General features: G+C 69.2%; 13 protein-coding genes and 1 tRNA gene. 4 read left to right on the top strand and 10 right to left on the bottom strand.

Annotated features, from left to right (window positions below; all coding sequences use genetic code 11):
- Nucleotides 1-55: 55 nt before the first annotated feature.
- From pknB to U5640_RS22915, 6 genes are all read right to left on the bottom strand, one after another.
- Nucleotides 56-2032: a Stk1 family PASTA domain-containing Ser/Thr kinase gene (gene pknB / locus U5640_RS22940; protein ID WP_340377647.1), complete on the bottom strand. Its 1977-nt coding sequence runs from the start codon at nucleotides 2030-2032 to the stop codon at nucleotides 56-58.
- Nucleotides 2033-2201: 169 nt separating this feature from the next.
- A complete protein-coding gene (locus tag U5640_RS22935; RefSeq protein ID WP_340377646.1) occupies nucleotides 2202-3671 on the bottom strand; it encodes a penicillin-binding transpeptidase domain-containing protein in 1470 nt (489 codons plus the stop codon).
- A complete protein-coding gene (locus tag U5640_RS22930) occupies nucleotides 3668-5107 on the bottom strand; it encodes an FtsW/RodA/SpoVE family cell cycle protein (protein WP_340377645.1) in 1440 nt (479 codons plus the stop codon). Before U5640_RS22930 ends, U5640_RS22935 begins: the two co-directional genes overlap by 4 nt.
- 27 nt (nucleotides 5108-5134) lie before the next feature.
- Complete coding sequence (locus U5640_RS22925) at nucleotides 5135-6691, bottom strand: Stp1/IreP family PP2C-type Ser/Thr phosphatase (protein WP_340377644.1); 1557 nt, start codon at nucleotides 6689-6691, stop codon at nucleotides 5135-5137.
- Nucleotides 6692-6831: 140 nt separating this feature from the next.
- Nucleotides 6832-7350 (bottom strand): FHA domain-containing protein, encoded by a 519-nt coding sequence (locus U5640_RS22920; RefSeq protein ID WP_055636209.1) that lies wholly within the window; start codon nucleotides 7348-7350, stop codon nucleotides 6832-6834.
- Nucleotides 7351-7360: 10 nt separating this feature from the next.
- Nucleotides 7361-8224, bottom strand: a complete 864-nt coding sequence (locus U5640_RS22915; RefSeq protein ID WP_340377643.1) for a DUF3662 and FHA domain-containing protein — start codon at nucleotides 8222-8224, stop codon at nucleotides 7361-7363.
- 431 nt (nucleotides 8225-8655) lie between these two features.
- Here U5640_RS22915 and U5640_RS22910 point away from each other — a divergent pair.
- Nucleotides 8656-8742, top strand: a tRNA-Leu gene (locus U5640_RS22910).
- 199 nt (nucleotides 8743-8941) lie between these two features.
- On the opposite strand, the gene U5640_RS22905 is transcribed toward U5640_RS22910, so the two are convergent.
- Together U5640_RS22905 and U5640_RS22900 are read right to left on the bottom strand one after the other, a co-directional pair.
- Nucleotides 8942-10702 carry a hypothetical protein gene (locus U5640_RS22905; protein WP_340377642.1) on the bottom strand — a complete coding sequence of 587 codons (1761 nt, stop codon included), beginning with the start codon at nucleotides 10700-10702 and terminating at the stop codon, nucleotides 8942-8944.
- 2 nt (nucleotides 10703-10704) lie between these two features.
- Nucleotides 10705-11616: a hypothetical protein gene (locus tag U5640_RS22900; protein WP_340377641.1), complete on the bottom strand. Its 912-nt coding sequence runs from the start codon at nucleotides 11614-11616 to the stop codon at nucleotides 10705-10707.
- 112 nt (nucleotides 11617-11728) lie between these two features.
- Between U5640_RS22900 and U5640_RS22895 the strand changes: the two genes are divergently transcribed.
- Nucleotides 11729-12040 (top strand): helix-turn-helix transcriptional regulator, encoded by a 312-nt coding sequence (locus U5640_RS22895; RefSeq protein WP_340377640.1) that lies wholly within the window; start codon nucleotides 11729-11731, stop codon nucleotides 12038-12040.
- Nucleotides 12041-12243: 203 nt separating this feature from the next.
- Here the strand turns inward: U5640_RS22895 and U5640_RS22890 are convergent, their stop codons facing one another.
- Entirely contained in the window at nucleotides 12244-12873 is a 630-nt protein-coding gene (locus U5640_RS22890; protein ID WP_340377639.1) for a hypothetical protein, read from the bottom strand.
- 154 nt (nucleotides 12874-13027) lie between these two features.
- Entirely contained in the window at nucleotides 13028-15676 is a 2649-nt protein-coding gene (locus U5640_RS22885; protein ID WP_340377638.1) for an AAA family ATPase, read from the bottom strand.
- A gap of 246 nt (nucleotides 15677-15922) precedes the next feature.
- On the opposite strand from U5640_RS22885, the gene U5640_RS22880 reads away from it, so the two are divergent.
- Together U5640_RS22880 and U5640_RS22875 are read left to right on the top strand one after the other, a co-directional pair.
- Entirely contained in the window at nucleotides 15923-16375 is a 453-nt protein-coding gene (locus U5640_RS22880; protein ID WP_340377637.1) for a hypothetical protein, read from the top strand.
- A 28-nt stretch (nucleotides 16376-16403) separates the two neighbouring features.
- The gene (locus U5640_RS22875) at nucleotides 16404-16862 is read left to right on the top strand and encodes a hypothetical protein (RefSeq protein WP_340377636.1); all 459 of its coding nucleotides are present in this window, start codon (nucleotides 16404-16406) and stop codon (nucleotides 16860-16862) included.
- The last annotated feature ends 112 nt before the right edge of the window (nucleotides 16863-16974 follow it).

Genomic DNA, 16974 nt, shown 5'->3' with positions numbered 1-16974 from the left:
ACTCGTCCGATCCGAGTACCGGGCCCCTCGCCGCAGGGCCGTGCGGGCTCAGTGGCTAACCGTTGCCGCCGCCGAAGAAGCCGCCGTTGTTGCCGCCGTTGTTGTTCCCGGTCTGTACGGCGATCAGGTTGACCGTGGTGCCGCGGTTGACCGTGCTGCCGGGGCTCGGGTCGGAGCCGATGACCTGGGCGTTGTCGTCCTGGGAGCCGGAGATCTGGCCCACGTTCAAGCCCGCGTCCGCGAGCTTCTGCTTGGCGTCCCTCAGGCTCAGGCCCTGGAGGTCGGACGGCACCTGGGTCTGGCTGCTCTTGCCGATCTGGATCGTCACCGTGGAGCCCTTGTCGACCTGGGACCCGATGGACGGGCTGGTCGAGATGACCTTGCCGACCTGGTTCTGGTCCTGGGTGTCGACCTCGACGCAGTTGCCGGTCAGGTTGTTGGCCTGCATCTGGTTCTTGGCGGCGTCACAGCTCTGGCCGGAGACGTCGGGAACGGTCGCCTTCTCCTCGGCCTTGGCGATGGTGAGGGTGATGGTGGTGCCCTTCTCCACCTCTGCGCCGAGCTTCGGGTCCTGCTCGAGGACGGTGCCGGCCTCCTCGGTGGAGATCTCCTCCTTGGTCTTCACGTCGAAGCCGTACTTGTCGTCCTCGAGGATCGACTTGGCTTCGTCGAGGCTCTTGCCGAGGACACTGGGCACCGCGACCTTGGGCGCGCCCGTCGACACCACGAGGTTGACGGTGTCGCCCTTGTTCACGTTCTTCCCGAACGCCGGGTCCTGCGAACAGACGTTGCCCTTGGTGGTGCTCTCGCAGGGTTTTTCCGCGAAGACCAGTTTCAGGTCGACGTTCCCGGCCATCGTCCTGGCCTCGGCCTGCGTATGGTTCACGAAATTGGGGACGGCGAACGGCTTGTCCTGCGCCTTGCCGTCGAACGCGTACTTCCCGATCAGGATCGCGCCCACCAGCACCAGGACCGCGGCCACCACCAGCAGGATCGTCGAGGTGTTCGACTTCTTCTGGCGGCGGCGGTCCGGGCGGTCGTCGTAGGTGCCGAAGCCGTAGCCCCCGTCGTCCGGGTTCATCGGCGGCAGCATCGAGGTGGCGCCGCCGTCGGCGGAGCGCAGGGCCGTGGTGGCCTGGTCGTCGCCGTAGCCGTAGCCCACGGAGCCCATCGCCGCCGTGGCCGAGACCGGCTGGCCGTCGAGGCAGGCCTCGATGTCCGCGCGCATCTGGTCGGCCGACTGGTAGCGGTAGTTCGGGTCCTTGACCAGCGCCTTCAGGACGATCGCGTCCATCTCGGGGGTGATCTCGGGGTCGAAGACCGACGGGGGCTGCGGCTCCTCACGGACGTGCTGGTAGGCGACGGCCACCGGGGAGTCGCCCACGAAGGGCGGCCGTACCGTCAACAGCTCGTACAGCAGGCAACCCGTCGAGTACAGGTCCGAGCGGGCGTCGACCTGCTCGCCCTTCGCCTGCTCCGGCGAGAGGTACTGGGCGGTGCCGATGACGGCCGCGGTCTGCGTCATCGTCATCCCGGAGTCGCCCATCGCACGGGCGATGCCGAAGTCCATGACCTTGACCTGGCCGTTGCGCGTGAGCATGACGTTGGCCGGCTTGATGTCCCGGTGCACGATGCCGCTTCTGTGCGCGTACTCCAGGCCCTGGAGGATGCCGATGGTCATCTCCAGCGTCCGCTCCGGCAGCAGCTTGCGGCCGGAGTGGAGGAGCTCACGGAGCGTGGAGCCCTCGACGTACTCCATGACGATGTACGGGATCGAGACCCCGTCGATGTAGTCCTCGCCGGTGTCGTAGACCGCGACGATCGCGGGGTGGTTGAGCGAGGCGGCCGACTGGGCCTCCCGGCGGAACCGGGCCTGGAAGGAAGGGTCGCGCGCGAGGTCCACGCGCAGCGTCTTCACCGCCACGGCGCGGCCGAGGCGGGTGTCGTGCGCGAAATAGACCTCCGCCATGCCACCACGACCGAGCACATGGCCCAGCTCGTACCGGCCGCCGAGGCGACGCGGCTCTTCCATAGCTACCTACCAGCCCTCTCCGTCGGTCCCGACCGGCACACATGTGCGGTCGAAGGCTGCCGTCCGGGCATACCGTACCCGGACGGCGGTGCGTGACCTGGCCAAGCCCGTCACCCGATGCAGGACCGGTATCGCAACGTGCACCGATGTGCAGGCAACGTGATGGGGGTCACTTCTTGCTGTCGATGACAGCCTTCATCACGTCCCTCGCGATCGGACCGGCGAGACCGCCACCGGTGATGTCCTCACGGTTGGCCGCGCCGTCCTCGACGACGACCGCGACGGCCACCGGCGTGCTGCCGTCGGACAGTTTCGCGTACGAGATGAACCAGGCGTACGGCTTCTCGCTGTTGTTCAGGCCGTGCTGGGCGGTACCGGTCTTGCCACCGACGGTGACGCCGGAGATCTTGGCCTTGCCACCGGTGCCCTGCGGGTCGTTGACGACCGTCACCATCATGTCCTGCAGCTTCTGCGCGGTCTCCGCGGAAACCGCCTGGGACAGCTGCTGGGGCTCGGTCGTCTCCAGGGTGTCCAGGTTCGGCGCCTTGAGCTCGTCGACCATGTACGGCCTCATCAGCTTGCCGTCGTTGGCGACCGCCGAGGCGACCATGGCCATCTGGAGCGGGGTGGCGCGGTTGGAGGCCTGGCCGATGCCGTCCTGGGCGTTCTGCGGCCGGTTGTCCTTGGGGTAGACGCTCTCGGCGGCGCGCACCGGAGTGTCCAGCTCGGTCTCGTTGAAGCCGAACTTCTCCGCCTGCTCGATCATCTTCGCGTTGCCGACGTTGTCGGCCATCTTCGCGAAGACGGTGTTGCAGGACACCATGAGCGCGTACCGCAGGGAGGCGTTCTTGCAGGCCCCGTGCTCGTTGGTCAGCTTGCTGGAGGACTCCGGCAGCGGGAACGGGTCAGGGGTGTCGGTCTTGTCGTCGATCCCGTCGACCTCGCCGTTCTCCAGCGCCGCCGCGGCCGTGACCACCTTGAACGTGGAGCCCGGCGGGTAGGTCTCGCGCAGCGCGCGGTTGAGCATCGGCTCGTCGGGGTCGTTCTTCTTCTGGACGGCCTCCCAGGCCTCCTGGTCCTTGTTGGAGGACCCGGCGAACTTGGAGGGGTCGTACGACGGCGTGGAGACCAGGGCCAGGATCTTGCCGGTGGACGGCTCGATCGCGGCGACGGCGCCCTTCTTGTCGCCGAGGCCCTTGTAGGCGGCCTTCTGGGCGGCGGCGTTGAGGGTGGTGACGACGCTGCCGCCCTCCTTCTCCTTGCCCGTGATCATGTCCAGGGTGTTGCGGAAGAAGAGCCGGTCGTCGTTGCCGGAGAGGATGCCGTCCTCGAGCTTCTCCAGCTGGTTGGCGCCGAAGGCCTGCGAGGAGTAGCCGGTGACCGGCGCCCACATGGCGCCGTCCTTCCAGGTGCGCTTGTACTTGTAGTCGCCGGTGGTCTCGACGGAGCCGGTGATGGCCTTGCCGTCGACGATGATGTCTCCGCGCGGCGTGGAGTAGCGCGTGATGTTGACGCGGCGGTTCTTGGTGTCGCTCGCCAGGCTGTCCGCCTTGACGTACTGCAGGTAGTTGTCCCGCAGCAGCAGGGTCAGCACGAGCAGGCCGCAGAAGATCGCGATCCGGCGCAGGGGCTTGTTCATGACGGGCGGACCACCTGGGTCATCTCGGCGTCGGGGTTGGAGGCGGGGGCCGGGGCGGGACGCCGCGCGGTGTCGCTGATCCGGATCAGGATGCCGATCAGGGCCCAGTTGGCGATGACGGACGAACCGCCGTACGCCAGGAAGGGCATCGTCATACCGGTGAGCGGGATGAGGCCCATCACACCGCCGGCGACGACGAACACCTGGAGCGCGAAGGCGCCGGAGAGGCCGATGGCGAGCAGCTTGCCGAACGGGTCGCGGGCGGCGAGGGCGGTGCGCACACCGCGTTCCACGATCAGGCCGTACAGCAGGAGCAGCGCCATGATGCCGGCGAGGCCCAGCTCCTCGCCGAACGTGGCGAGGATGAAGTCTGAGTTGGCCGCGAACTTGATCAGCTCGGAGTGGCCCTGGCCCCAGCCGGTGCCGAGGGTGCCGCCGGAGCCGAACGCCCACAGCGCCTGCATGGCCTGCTCGGAGTGGCCGATCTGGCCCGCCTGGGAGAGCTTGTACTCGTTCATCGGGTCGAGCCAGGCCTGGACACGCTGCTGGACGTGGCTCTCGAACTGGGCCACGCCGACCGCGCCGGCCGCCGACATCAGCAGACCGAAGACGATCCAGCTGGTCCGCTCGGTGGCGACGTACAGCATGATGACGAACATTCCGAAGAACAGCAGCGAGGTGCCGAGGTCCGTCTCGAAGACCAGGATCAGGATCGAGATCAGCCAGACCACGATGATCGGGCCGAGGTCGCGGCCGCGTGGCAGGTACAGGCCGAGGACGCGGCGGCTGGCGAGGGCGAGCGCGTCGCGCTTCACCATCAGATAGCCGGCGAAGAAGATCGCGAGCACGATCTTGGCGAACTCGCCGGGCTGGATGGAGAAACCGGCGACCGAGATCCAGATCTTGGCGCCGTAGATGTTCTGGCCGAGACCGGGGACGAGCGGGAGGAGCAGCAGGAACAGCGCGCCGACCATGGAGATGTAGGTGTAGCGCTGCAGGACGCGGTGGTCCTTGAGGAAGATCAGCACCACGATGAAGAGCGCGATGCCCATCGCCGTGTACATCAGCTGCCGGGGCGCGGCCGTGCCCGCCTGCTTGATCTGCTGGAGCAGCTTCGACTGGTCGAGTCTCCAGATGGCGACGAGCCCGAGGCCGTTCAGCAGGGTGGCCAGCGGCAGCAGCAGCGGGTCGGCGTACGGCGCGAACCTGCGGACGACGAGATGGGCGACGCCGGCCAGCAGGCCGAGGCCCAGGCCGTAGCTCAGCAGGCCGGACGGCACCTGGTCGTTGATCGCGAGGCCCACGTTGGCGTAGGCGAAGACCGGGATCACGACGGCGAACACCAGTAGCGCGAGCTCGGTGTTGCGCCGGCTCGGGGTGCCGATCGAGCCGATCGTGGACGTGTGATGCGTCGGCGAATTAGTAGTACTGCTCATGATGTGACAGGGCCTCTCACGGCTTGCCTACTGCTCACCGCACCGCGAGACGACCTTCTGCTCTTCCTCCGAGAGAGTGGGGCCGGGGCTGGGATTGGCGGTCGCGGACGGGGACGGGGACGACGAACCCGACGGCTTGCTCGGGTTCGGGGTCGGGCTCGGTGAAGCCTTGGACGTGAGGGACACGGGGGTGGTTCCCGTGCCGCCGCCGGCCTGGCCGGTGCCGGTCTTGGAACTGGCCTTGGTCTTGGCCGCGTCGGCCTGCGTCTGCTTCCGGCACGCCGACGCCTGGACCGACAGTTCCTCGATCTTCTTCTGGGCGCTGTTCAGGCTGCCCTCGGGGATCGTGGCCTGGACCTGCTTCTGCTGGTACTCCGGGAGGTACTTGAGTTCGATCTCGGGGTGGTCCTTCTCCACCTTCGAGAGCGAGACCCAGGCCAGGTCCTGGCTGATGCCCCGGTACAGCGCGAGGTGTTCGCCGTTGGTGCCGACGTAGTACTGGGTCTGCGTCCAGCGCCAGCCGCCGTAGAGACCCCCGCCGATCACGGCGAGGGTGAGGACGCTGTAGAAGGATCTCTTCAGCCACCTGCGGCCCTTGCGCGGCTTGACGAAGTCGTCGTCGGTGTACTCCCCGAAGCCGTCGGTGGGGATGAAGCCGGTGATGTCGCCGCCCGAGCCGGGCGGACCGAACGCGCCGCCCCCGCCCCCGCCGCCGCCGGCGTGGCGCCTGCGGCCGAGGTTCGAGGCCCGGCCGGCCGGGGTCTGCATGATGCCGTTGTCGTGCAGCTGGTGCTGGGTCTCGGCGACCGCGCCGACCACGACCGGGGTGTCGGAGAGCTGGCCGGCGAGGGTGTCGCCCGTGTCCAGGTCGAGGACGTCCGCGACGATGACGGTGATGTTGTCGGGGCCGCCGCCGCGCAGCGCGAGCTGGATCAGCTCCTGCACGGTCTCCTGCGGGCCCTGGTAGCTGGCGAGGGTGTCCTCGAGGGTCTGGTGGGAGACCACCCCGGACAGTCCGTCGGAGCAGATCAGATAGCGGTCGCCCGCCCGGACCTCACGGATCGACAGATCGGGTTCGACGTGCTCGCCGCTGCCGAGCGCCCGCATCAGCAGGGAGCGCTGGGGGTGGGTGGTGGCCTCTTCCTCGGTGATGCGGCCCTCGTCCACCAGCCGCTGCACCCAGGTGTGGTCCTGGGTGATCTGGGTCAGTACGCCGTCCCGGAGCAGGTAGGCGCGCGAGTCGCCGACGTGCACCAGACCGAGGCGCTGGCCCGTCCACAGCAGGGCGGTCAGGGTGGTCCCCATGCCTTCGAGCTGGGGGTCCTCCTCGACCAGGGAGCGCAGCTGGTCGTTGGCGCGCTGCACCGCGGTGCCGAGGGAGGTGAGGACGTCGGAGCCGGGCACGTCGTCGTCGAGGGCGACGATGGTGGAGATGGCCTCGGAGGAGGCGACCTCACCGGCGGCGGCGCCGCCCATGCCGTCGGCGATGGCGAGCAGTCGGGGACCGGCGTAACCGGAGTCCTCGTTGCCCTCGCGGATCATGCCCTTGTGCGATCCGGCGGCGAAACGCAGTGACAGACTCATGCCCACCTCGCCCGTCGGCCCCGGGTACAGCCGGTCGTGTCGAGCCACACTGCCCACCCTCCGGTCGGGAGCGCGCCCGGGACCGGGGTGCCGGCTGTCCTGGCGTGCTCGCTCCGCTCGCGCTCAGTCATGATGTAGCACTACTTCCGCAGCTCGATGACGGTCTTGCCGATACGGATCGGCGCGCCCAGCGGAATCGGCGTGGGGGTCGTCAACCGCGTTCGGTCGAGGTACGTGCCATTGGTGGAGCCCAGGTCCTCGACGATCCACTGGCCGTCGCGGTCCGGGTAGATCCTGGCATGGCGGCTGGAGGCGTAGTCGTCGTCCAGCACGATCGTGCTGTCGTGCGCGCGGCCCAGGGTGATGGTCTGACCCTGCAACGCGACGGTCGTGCCGGTGAGGATGCCCTCGGACACGACGAGCTTGGTCGGGGCGTTGCGGCCCCGGCGGCCGCCGGACGCGGCGGGCTGCTGGCGCTGCTGCGGAGGCGCCTGCTGGCGCTGGGCCTGTTGCGGTCGTCCCGCTTCCCGTCGCGAGCCGCGCTGGGTGACGCGCGTACCGAACAGGTCGCTGCGGATGACCTGGACGGCCACGATCACGAACAGCCACAGTACGGCCAGGAAACCCAGCCGCATGACCGTGAGGGTCAGCTCTGACATTGCCCCCGCTTCACCCTTCGGCTTGCCTATAGATAACGGTGGTGCTGCCCACGACGATCCGCGAGCCGTCGCGGAGCGTAGCGCGGGTGGTGTGCTGGCCGTCCACCACGATGCCGTTGGTGGAGCCGAGATCCTGGATCGTCGAGGGCGAACCGGTCCGGATCTCGCAGTGCCGGCGGGACACGCCGGGGTCGTCGATCCGCACGTCGGCCTCGGTGGAGCGGCCCAGGACGAGGGTGCCGCGGGAGATCTGGTGGCGGGTGCCGTTGATCTCGACCCAGTGGCGGGTGCGCGAGCCGGGCGCGGGGGCGCCGGCGAGGCCGCCGCCCGCGGCGCCGGGGCGCTGGGCACCGGCGGCGGGCGGATAGCCGTAGCCGCCGGCCGGTGGCGGCGAGGACGGCATGGGGGGAGCGGCGGTGCCGCCGGCGGGCGGGTAGCCGTAGCCGCCGGGCCGCTGTGCGGGGCCGGCGCCGGGGGCGCCCGTGGCGGCCTGGCTGCTGGAGGAGGCGAGCGTACGGCTGCGCACCCGGTACAGGCCGGTGTCGAGGTCGTCCGCCTTCTCCAGGTTGACCTTGATCGGTCCCATGAAGGTGTAGCGCTGCTGCTTGGCGTAGTCGCGCACCATGCCGGCGAGCTCGTCGCCGAGCTGGCCGGAGTAGGGGCTGAGGCGCTCGTGGTCCGGCGCGCTGAGCTCCACGATGAAGTCGTTGGGGACGACGGTCCGGTCGCGGTTCCAGATCGTCGCGTTGTTGTCGCACTCGCGTTGGAGCGCTCCGGCGATCTCCACGGGCTGGACCTCGGACTTGAAGACCTTGGCGAAGGTGCCGTTGACCAGACCCTCGAGACGCTGCTCGAACTTCTTCAGGACTCCCATGGGGCACCTCCTCCGTCGTGACCTGCGTCCCGTGTCCTGCTGCCTACCTGGTACTGCTTACTGATCGTATCCACGCGCCGGTGAATCGGCTGGTTCCCCCTGTCGGCCCCGTCGACGGGTGTCGACGCCCTCGTCCTCACCTGTCTCCGTACCTGCTTCCGTACCGGTTCTGCCCAGGATCGTAGAGGCGGCCGAGGACCAGTGTCCCGCACCCGACTGTGGACCTGCTCCGGCTCCCGGGGAGACGGACGCCATAGGTACGAGGTTGATACGTGAACCAGTCACCGCCGAGACGCAGGAGGTTGCCGTCGGCCTCCCACGGGACCTGTGCCCCGGATAAGGGATGTGAACGCACCCTGGTCACCGTGCTAATGTTCTGCATGTCGGAAGGCGCCGGGACGAAAAGCCCGAAGCCCCAGGACACACCCAATGCGCGGGTGGCGGAATAGGCAGACGCGCTGGATTCAGGTTCCAGTGCCCGCAAGGGCGTGGGGGTTCAACTCCCCCCTCGCGCACCAGGGAGCACCGACGAAAGTGCTCCTGACACACCGACGGAACGGGCGGCATCGTGATCACGATGCCGCCCGTTCCGCTTTGTGTGGGCAGAAACACGTGGACCGCCGACGGCTGGGTGCCGTCGGCGGTCCGGTTTTTGGGTGTGGATCTTCGGTGGCGTTGGGGTGGGCTACGGGTGGCTTGTGATGAAGGTCTCAGGCTTCAGGGCTGGGTGACGTAGCCCTTGGGAGTCCAGGTGCCCAGGGGCTTGGTCTTGCGACGGCGGGTGGGCCGGCGGCGCGGTCGGTCGTCGTGGAGAGCGATCGAGTCGGCCCAGGCCCTGAGCTTGCGGCGGTTGGCGTGGGCGAGCTGGAAGGCCAGCAGGAGCGTCTGGGCGGCGATGCCGCGGATCCGGCGGGTGCCGGCGTCTTCGAGGCGCTCGTAGAGGGGGTCCTTGGCGTAGCCGTTGATGCCTTCGACGCTGTTGCGCAGCCGGAAGTACACGCGCTGCCAGGCTTCGGAGCCGTACTGGAGGGGCTGCCAGAGGCCGGCGCCGGCTTCCGGTGGGACGGTGACTGTCTTCTGGCTGCAGCAGGGAGGCGAGCCCGCGGGGCTGGGGGCGGGGTCGACGAGGGGCAGGTGGATGCCGCGGCCGAGGGTGTAGGCCTTGAGAGGGCACTGGGTCCAGTTGGCCTCGGCGGGGCACATCAGACGGCGGTGGCCTTCGGCGTCGGGCCGCTGCTTGGGCATGAAGACGTAGGCGGCCCGGGCGCGGATGCGGTTGATCCAGGTCTGCTTGTCGATCCGCTCGTTGATCAGGTCCTTGGTGGCTTCCTTGAGCTCCTGGGGCATGGAGGGGCAGTACCAGTTGCCCTCGACGAGTTCGGCGCCGGCGAAGCCGGCCTGGACGCCGAGCTGGTCTTTTGCGTAGTCGTAGACGGGCTCGTAACCCATGGCGCGGATGGGGAGCTGGAAGTTCTCGGGTTTCTGGTCGTTGTAGGCGCGGTCGCCCGCCAGGTAGCCGCGCGGGAGGCTGTCGTCGATCTGCTGGAGAGCCTCGACGGCGACGTGGCCGGGGCGGTGGCTGGGCTTGTCGACGGAGAAGGCGATGACCAGGGCCGGGACGACGTCGGGGTCGGCGGAGCCGTCAGGCAGCGGGACGCCGTTGCGGCTGGGGTCGCGGGCGATGACGAGGGAGGCGTCGTAGCCGAACAGGCTCTTCTTGATGCGTTCCGCCTTCTTCAGGAGCCTGGCGCCCGTCTTGTCCTGCCGGTCGGGAGCGAGGTCGTCCAGAGCGAGGGGGTCCTTGTGCTTGGCGGTGCGCACGTACCAGGCGGCGTCGGGGTCGGTGGCGGTGACGGGGCTGTTCGGGGCGAGCCCCTTGGCGTAGGTGCCGATGACGGTGGCGTCGACGCAGACCGAGCCGTTCCAGCGGTCTTCCAGGAGTGGCATCGCCTCCCGCAGGGACATGGCCAGGATCAGGTTGGCCAGCTTGATCATGAGAGTGCGCTTGCGGGCGAGCTCGTCCGGGTCGGCTTTGGCCATGAGCTTCTCGGCATGGCGGCGGGCCAGGCGGTGGTTCTTGGGCAGCGGGGACGGGTCGATCGCTCCGAGGATGCTGTGCAGGCGGCGGCGGACGGTGGCGTAGGCGGCTTCGAAGCCGCGGTCGTGGTCGGGGTAGCGGCGCAGGCCGAGCTGCTCGCGCATCGGCTCGGAGAGGGAGAAGAACAGCAGATCGGTGACGGCGGTGAACGTCACGACACCGCCATTGCGGGCGGAGGCAAGGCTCATACCGACCAGCAAGGCCTCGACAGGGAGCTTGCAGGGGCAGCCGGTGCGGCGGGCGACGAGCGGCTCGATCTCCTCGATCAGGCCGGAGCCGGCCACTTCCGCCCGGATCTCGGCGACTTCCAGGTCGGGAACGAGTGCGCGCTGGGAGCGTAGGCGGGCGATACGGCTGTGGCGTGCGAGGCGGCTGGTCATGGTCAGAACTCCTTGAGCGCGGCGGCGGCCTGGTCGGGCGAGAGGTTGCGGACGTGGGGCAGGACCCGGTCGATGGAGCGCAGGGTGGTCAGGCCTGCGGCGGCCATCAGGGTGGGCAGGTGCATGCGGGCTTCGATGGCGTCGACGAGCCAGGTGGCACGGGCCCGGCCTATGACCAGCAGAGGCGTTACCGGCGGCTTATTGGTGCGGGCGAGGAAGTTGGTGACCGTGTTGGTGCCGCGAGCGTGGCTGCTGGGGCGGAAGAGATAGCGGGCCTGACCGGGGCGGGAGGCCCAGGCAGTGGCCTCGGTGAGGACCGGGGCCCAGGCGGTGCGGCACAGCACCACCCGGGCGCGCTGTCCGCGGACAGCGACGGCGACGGCGCCGTTGGGCGCCTCGCGGACGTCGTGGGTGCGCAGCGGGATGATCTCGGGCGAGTCCAGGGCGCAGCCGAAGCCGAGGGCGAGCAGCGTCAGGAGGCCGTTACGGAGTTCGTCGGTGGGCTGGGCGCGGGCGGAGGCGTACAGCTGGGCCTGTTCCGGCTGGGTGTAGGGGCGGGAGGCGTCCGAGCCGGAGTAGGCGGCGGGGGTGCCGGTGATCAGGTCGGGGCCGAGCAGGGCGCGGCGCAGTTTGTTGAGGCGGCAGCGGCGGTTGGAGCGGGAGGGCTCCTGCAGGTGCAGGCAGCCGGTGGCCAGGTACCACTCGATCGCCTCCGGGGTGAGCAGGTGCTCGGCCTTGGTGGGGCGCCCGCAGGCATCGGCGTGAGCGGCGGCGTGAGCCAGGGCGCCGAGCCAGTCGCGGGCCTCCTTGGGCGTGGCCGGCCCGGCCTTGGCGACGGCGCGGCGGCAGTCGGGGCCGATACGGGCCCAGACAGGCCCCGGCAGGTTGGGCCGGTAGCGCTCGATCGCGTCCATCGTGACTCTCCACCAGGAAAGAACCCCGGGAGGGGGTGTGTTTGGAATAGCATGCGGTGGAGTTGGCGGACGCTGTCATCCCGGGAGGGCCGGATGGGCGACACTCTTCGCTGTGCCACGAGGAGACAAGCGACGACGCAGCCCTGCCGAGTACGTGACCGACGGCGCGTGGCCGCACGCCGTGCTCGATGACCACCACGGCGCCCGCGTGGCGCAGGAGGTGGCGGCAAGGCTGCGCAAGGTGATCGGCGAGAAGGGCTGGTCCGTCGCAGAGGTGTCCCGCCGTAGTGGCGTGTCCCGCATGACGGTCGCCCAGGTGCTGGACGGCGCGGTGTGGTGCGACCTGCTGACGATCGCGAACCTGGAGAAGGCGCTGGAAGTGGACCTGTGGCCCGGCCGTGAGCCGGGCAATCCACCGAAGTGAATTCGCATGGGCATTCGGTTCCTCGGGAAAGAGGCAGGGAAAAATGACCGAATGCCGAACACGCTCGGGCGGTGCCGGGTAGTGTCGGAAACGGCCTGTACGGTCACGACCGTCGCCGCGGATCCAGGTTGCCTCCTGGATCGCTACATGCGGCGGCGGTCATAAAACAGCAGTGCGCTTATCGCTTGTCGTGGGTGGGATGGTCAGTCGAACTTCCAGTTCATTCGTGGACGGTAGTAGACGTGCCGGTCGTCCTCGCGTGTGACGCGTTCCAGGGCGCCGATCAGCGTCAGAGCCCGAAGACGGTTGCGCAGCCTCTTGCGGCCCCGGGGGTCCTCTTTGGGAATGCCCAGGACTTTGGCGATGTCCTCACTGCCCCAGGGAAGATCCGGGCGCGCGGCGATGACGTTCAGGATTTCCTGCTGTCGGCTGCTCCGGATCGTGAGGGCGGCCGGCAGATGGCCCGCATCCGTCGGTGCCAGTGCCGGTTCAGCGGACGCATGCGGCTCGCTTTCCGACGAGGACTGTTCGCGGTCCAGAGGTTCCGGGACGATGTGCAGCGTCACCGGTGGGGTGGGCTGGCCGGTGAAGATGCCGTGCTGTCTGGCCCGTTCATGCATGCTCCGCAAGCGGGACTGCATTCCCACCAGGCCTCGCGCCTCATCGCGGTGAGCGATCAGCGCCTCACACTTCTCGGTTTCCTCACGCAGCGCCGTACTCAGCCTTCCGATGGCCGCTTGGGACTTCTCGATCAGCGATTCGTACTGACGGACCACATGTTCCGCTTCGTCCCCTTCAGGTGGGGGACTCGGAAAAGTCTCCTGGTACGTCATGGCCATCAAGGTAGGGGCAAAGCCAGTTGGCCGTCTGGCCTTTGGGGGACCAGCTGGCTTTTTGGTGGCTGCAACCCTGATAGAGCGCTCATTTATCGTCTGTATGTTCGTGCTTCGCTTTTGTGGATGGTATTTACGGCTCTCGGAAAGGTCTTCACGAGGGGCTGGGAAGAGGCAACCCGGAAAGCAGGGGGAGGGTCAGTTGTTCGGTGCCTCCGCGGATGGCGCGGACGGCTCCGGTGCGCAGGAGAAGGGCCAGCCGGCCCACGTTTCCGCCGGTGCGCTGGTGGAGATAGGCGGCCTGGGCGGTCAGGGTGCCTGGCTCGTGCGCGTGCAGACGCAGCGCGTCTTCGAACCGGTTGATGGCCTCCTGCCAGACCTCGCCGTCGGGCAGAAGCTCCAGGCGTACCGACAGCAGTCGGCGGTGCGGTGTGTGCGTCACCGCCGTGGCGAGGGACTCGGGGCTGCCGATACCGGCAAAGGCGAACGTCGCCGGGATGCGGTCGCAGAGGTAGTCCAGAATCTCGGCCACTGCGGTGTCCGACCAGCCCGGGCTGCGAAGGTGCTGGACCTCGTCCACCAGGACGAGGCCGGTCCGGGCGGTTGCCAGTGCCTCGCTCACCCGGGCCGCAAGGTCGGCGGTCGTCGGCGAGCCGCGCAGTGGGATGCCGAGAGCGCGTGCGAGTTCGGCCAGAAGCAGGCGCGGTGAGGTGGCGGGTGGCAGCCGGACGTAGACCACCGGCCCGGCCGAGCTGCCTGGCTTCTCCGAGGCAGTGCCGGGCAGTTGGGCGGTGTAGCGGCGTGCCGCTTCCAGCAGGGCCGTGGTTTTGCCGGTACCGGACACCCCGTGCAGCAGCACTCCGTGGCGGGCGCCTGTCCCGTACCGGTTGAGGTCCAGCAACTCCTCGATACGCTGCGCGGCGGACACGACGTCCGGCACGCGCAGCCGGAGCCCGGCGTGATAGGCCACGCGGGGATCGTTTGGTGCCGGATGTGAGCCGTCCTCCTGGTCCGAAAGCGGGAACCACGGGGCCACCCGCTCGCGACAGGACGCCCCGGTCCAGGAGACAGGCGAGTGCGCGCTCGCGTCCGCGGCCGAATCCGGCTGCTGCCGGGGGACGGCGGCGTAGACCTCCGTGTGTTCGAGCGGCGCGTGGCGCAGGACGGTCCGGACGGCCGGCCGGGCAGTGGGTGACACGGTGGGAACCGTGATCCACGCGTTGTCCGCCGACCGCAGCCACACACGGCGGAGGTCATACGGATCCCAGCGGACCTCGAACCTGCGGCCGTTGTCCGAGGATGACCGGGAACGCAAGGGATCCAGGGCCGAGGAGTTGTAGGTCTGCCCGCTGAGCCGCAGTCCCCGGCCTCCGACCACTCTCCAGGCCACGCTCAGAAGTTCCGCCAAACCGTGCGGGGGCAACGGTGTCGGTGTCCACCCCGCCGAGGCGGTCAGTGTCTCGTGACGGGTGCGCGGCGTGTGCGCTCCGACTGAGAAGGCCGTCGGCGCTGGGGTGTCCGGCCATACTCGGGCCACCCATACGTCGAGCAGGTCCTGCACCATCTCGGGTGGCCATCCCGCCTCGTGCGCGGCTCGCCCGGCGGCGGAGAGCAGATGGTCGGTGAAGAGAGAGACGAAGTGGTCCAGCATGCGCTCCACACACCGGCGGGCCGTGGGCCGCAGACGCTGTGCGTAGCGCACGTGGATGCCCAGATGGACGCAGGCCGGGCGCAGTGCCCGCAGGCTGGGCGCGTGGCCCCCGTCGACAACGAGGCTGTCCGGGCGGACGATCAGTGAGGACGTGGGTCGCCGGTCCGTGCGACACAGTGGTCCGGACAGGAGGGCGCCCCAGTCCGTGGGCACCCCGACGGGGGCGAGCATCCGGGCGAGCAGCGTCGCGTGCAGTGGCGGTTGATACCCGGTGTGGACGACGGCGGTCAGTACGAGTCCGGTCGCCTCGTCCAGAGCGACCAGCAGCCGGAGACGCCCCCTTGGGACCGCCCCGCTGGATGGCAGCGGCAACTCGACCGACTCCAGATGAACACGCTCGCCCACGGCCACGTCGCTCACCTGGCGCAGCCGTCGCTTCCCCTCGCCGGCAAGCATCTCGGCGGCGAGCCGCCGGACGGCAGCCCGGGACGGCCTGGGCAGCTCACCCGCCGAGATGGGCCCGGCCAGCCGGGCCAGCACCTGATCGTGCAAGTGTCCGGCCGTCAGGGGGGCTCCTGACAATTGCGCGGCGAGCACCTCCCACACCGTCGCCCGCACTCGGGGGTCCAGCCGGGCCTCGTCGGTCATATGCCGGCCGGCCCTCCCGTCGGCGAGCCCGGCCAGGCCCTGCTGCTGATACCGCTGTCGCTTGCGCCGCACCGTCCGCGCGGATGCGCCGCGCACGCCCAGGTCGGCCAACTCCCGTGCCTTGGCTTCCTCGCGCTCGGTCAAGGTGCGGTGCGACGGATCGTAGGCCGGGAGCGGCTCGGTGCCGGCCGGGGCGTCGTACGGCACGCCGTCGAGCACCTCGGTGACGTGCCGCCGCCACCAGCGTGCACGCTCCAGCGCGGATGCCGGCAGGGGCGGCGCCGACTGCTCAGGAGGCGGCCCTGCTCCCCGCCCCAGGAACTCGAAGCCCTCCGAAGACACCAGGAAGACCACATCGACCTGCTCGGTGGCGCCGAGTCCGTCCAGCAACGCGACGTGCCCGCCGCGCACGCCGGTCACCGTGCACACCTGCCCGTCGAACCGGACCCGGTCTCCCACGGCGAGCCGGTCGGGCCACACCCTGCTCCTCCCCTCACCCGTCATCCGCACCTGGCCGGGCCGAACGGTGCCGAGCCGGACTCCTGCGCGTTCACACCGCCCACGAGTGCGGACCGCCACCGCTCGGTCCGGTCAGATCTTCCTCGCCATCCAGTGAACTGGATGCGACGTCGCTTTCGCACTCACATCGCGTCCAGTTCGCTGTTACATGCACGCCGGATCCTGCCCTGACACACCCGTATGGAACACATCGGCATGCCATTCCAATAACATGCGGGCAGAGTGGCCTATGTGATCAGCCCAGCCCTCCCGGCAGCCGCATGCGTCCGTCCCGTCGTCATCGACCCGGCCGCACGCAGCTTTCTGCTGGTACCCGACCGCGCCGTACCCCCGGTTACCTGGAGCGTTCCCAGGCGCTCGATACGGCTGGGCGAGTCCTTCCGCCGGGCGGCGGCGCACCACCTCCGGCGTGAACTGCGGCTGCCCGCAGTGCGGATCGCCTCCGTCACCGGACGCCTTCCCGCCTCCGAGGAGCGCCGGTGCGAGGAGTACTTCGTGCTGGCGGCCCCCGCGGCGGGCGTCTGGCCCTGTGACGTCCGCGTCCTGCTGTCGCCGGGCGCGCGGTGGTGGACCACGACCGAACTGCGGGAGGCGAACGTGCGGGTGGAGCCGCGCGTGCTGCTCGACCTCATCGACGGTTACTGGGAGGGATGGCTGCCCGACGGGTTGGTCTCCCTCGAGTGAGCCCAGGGACAGGAGAAGCACAGTGTCCATGTACGTCATCGAGATCGTCCTGACTCGCGCCGTGGGCGCGGTTGAGTTGAGGGCCGCACAGCAGCGAAGCCGTCTTGCCATGGCGGCCTCCGGTGACGGCAGCCGCCTGGTGGTCCTCGTGTCCGCGAAGAGCGAGCCCAGAGCCGTACGAAAGATCTGGAAACGGCTGGGAGACGCACTGCCCGTCGACGTGCTCTGCGGACTGTTCCCGGGTGTCGACGGCAGCTACCTCATGAGCATCCCGATGGAGCCGGAAACCGCCGAACGCCTTCAACACCTCGCGGCCGAAGCGGGACAGACACCGGAGATGTACCTCAAGGCGGCCATTGCCCGGGCACTGGCCCGGGACCGCTCCACACGACGCGCGAGGCTGGCCTGCGCCCTGAGCCGGCTGTTCGACGATTTCACACCCGAGGAAGTGACCCGGGCGGCAGCTCGGCGGATCGGCGGAGTATGACGCCGGGTATGCGGCCAAGCGCCCGTTGAGACAGGGCGATTCAGGAAGTGCCGCCCCTCACGAACCGAATCAAAGATCACCTCGATCTGCTCGGCCCATTGGGCGGTAGCGG

This window comes from Streptomyces sp. SS7, assembly GCF_037993025.1.
In the GTDB taxonomy this organism is placed as follows: domain Bacteria; phylum Actinomycetota; class Actinomycetes; order Streptomycetales; family Streptomycetaceae; genus Streptomyces.
This window is presented reverse-complemented; position numbering and strand designations above follow the sequence as displayed.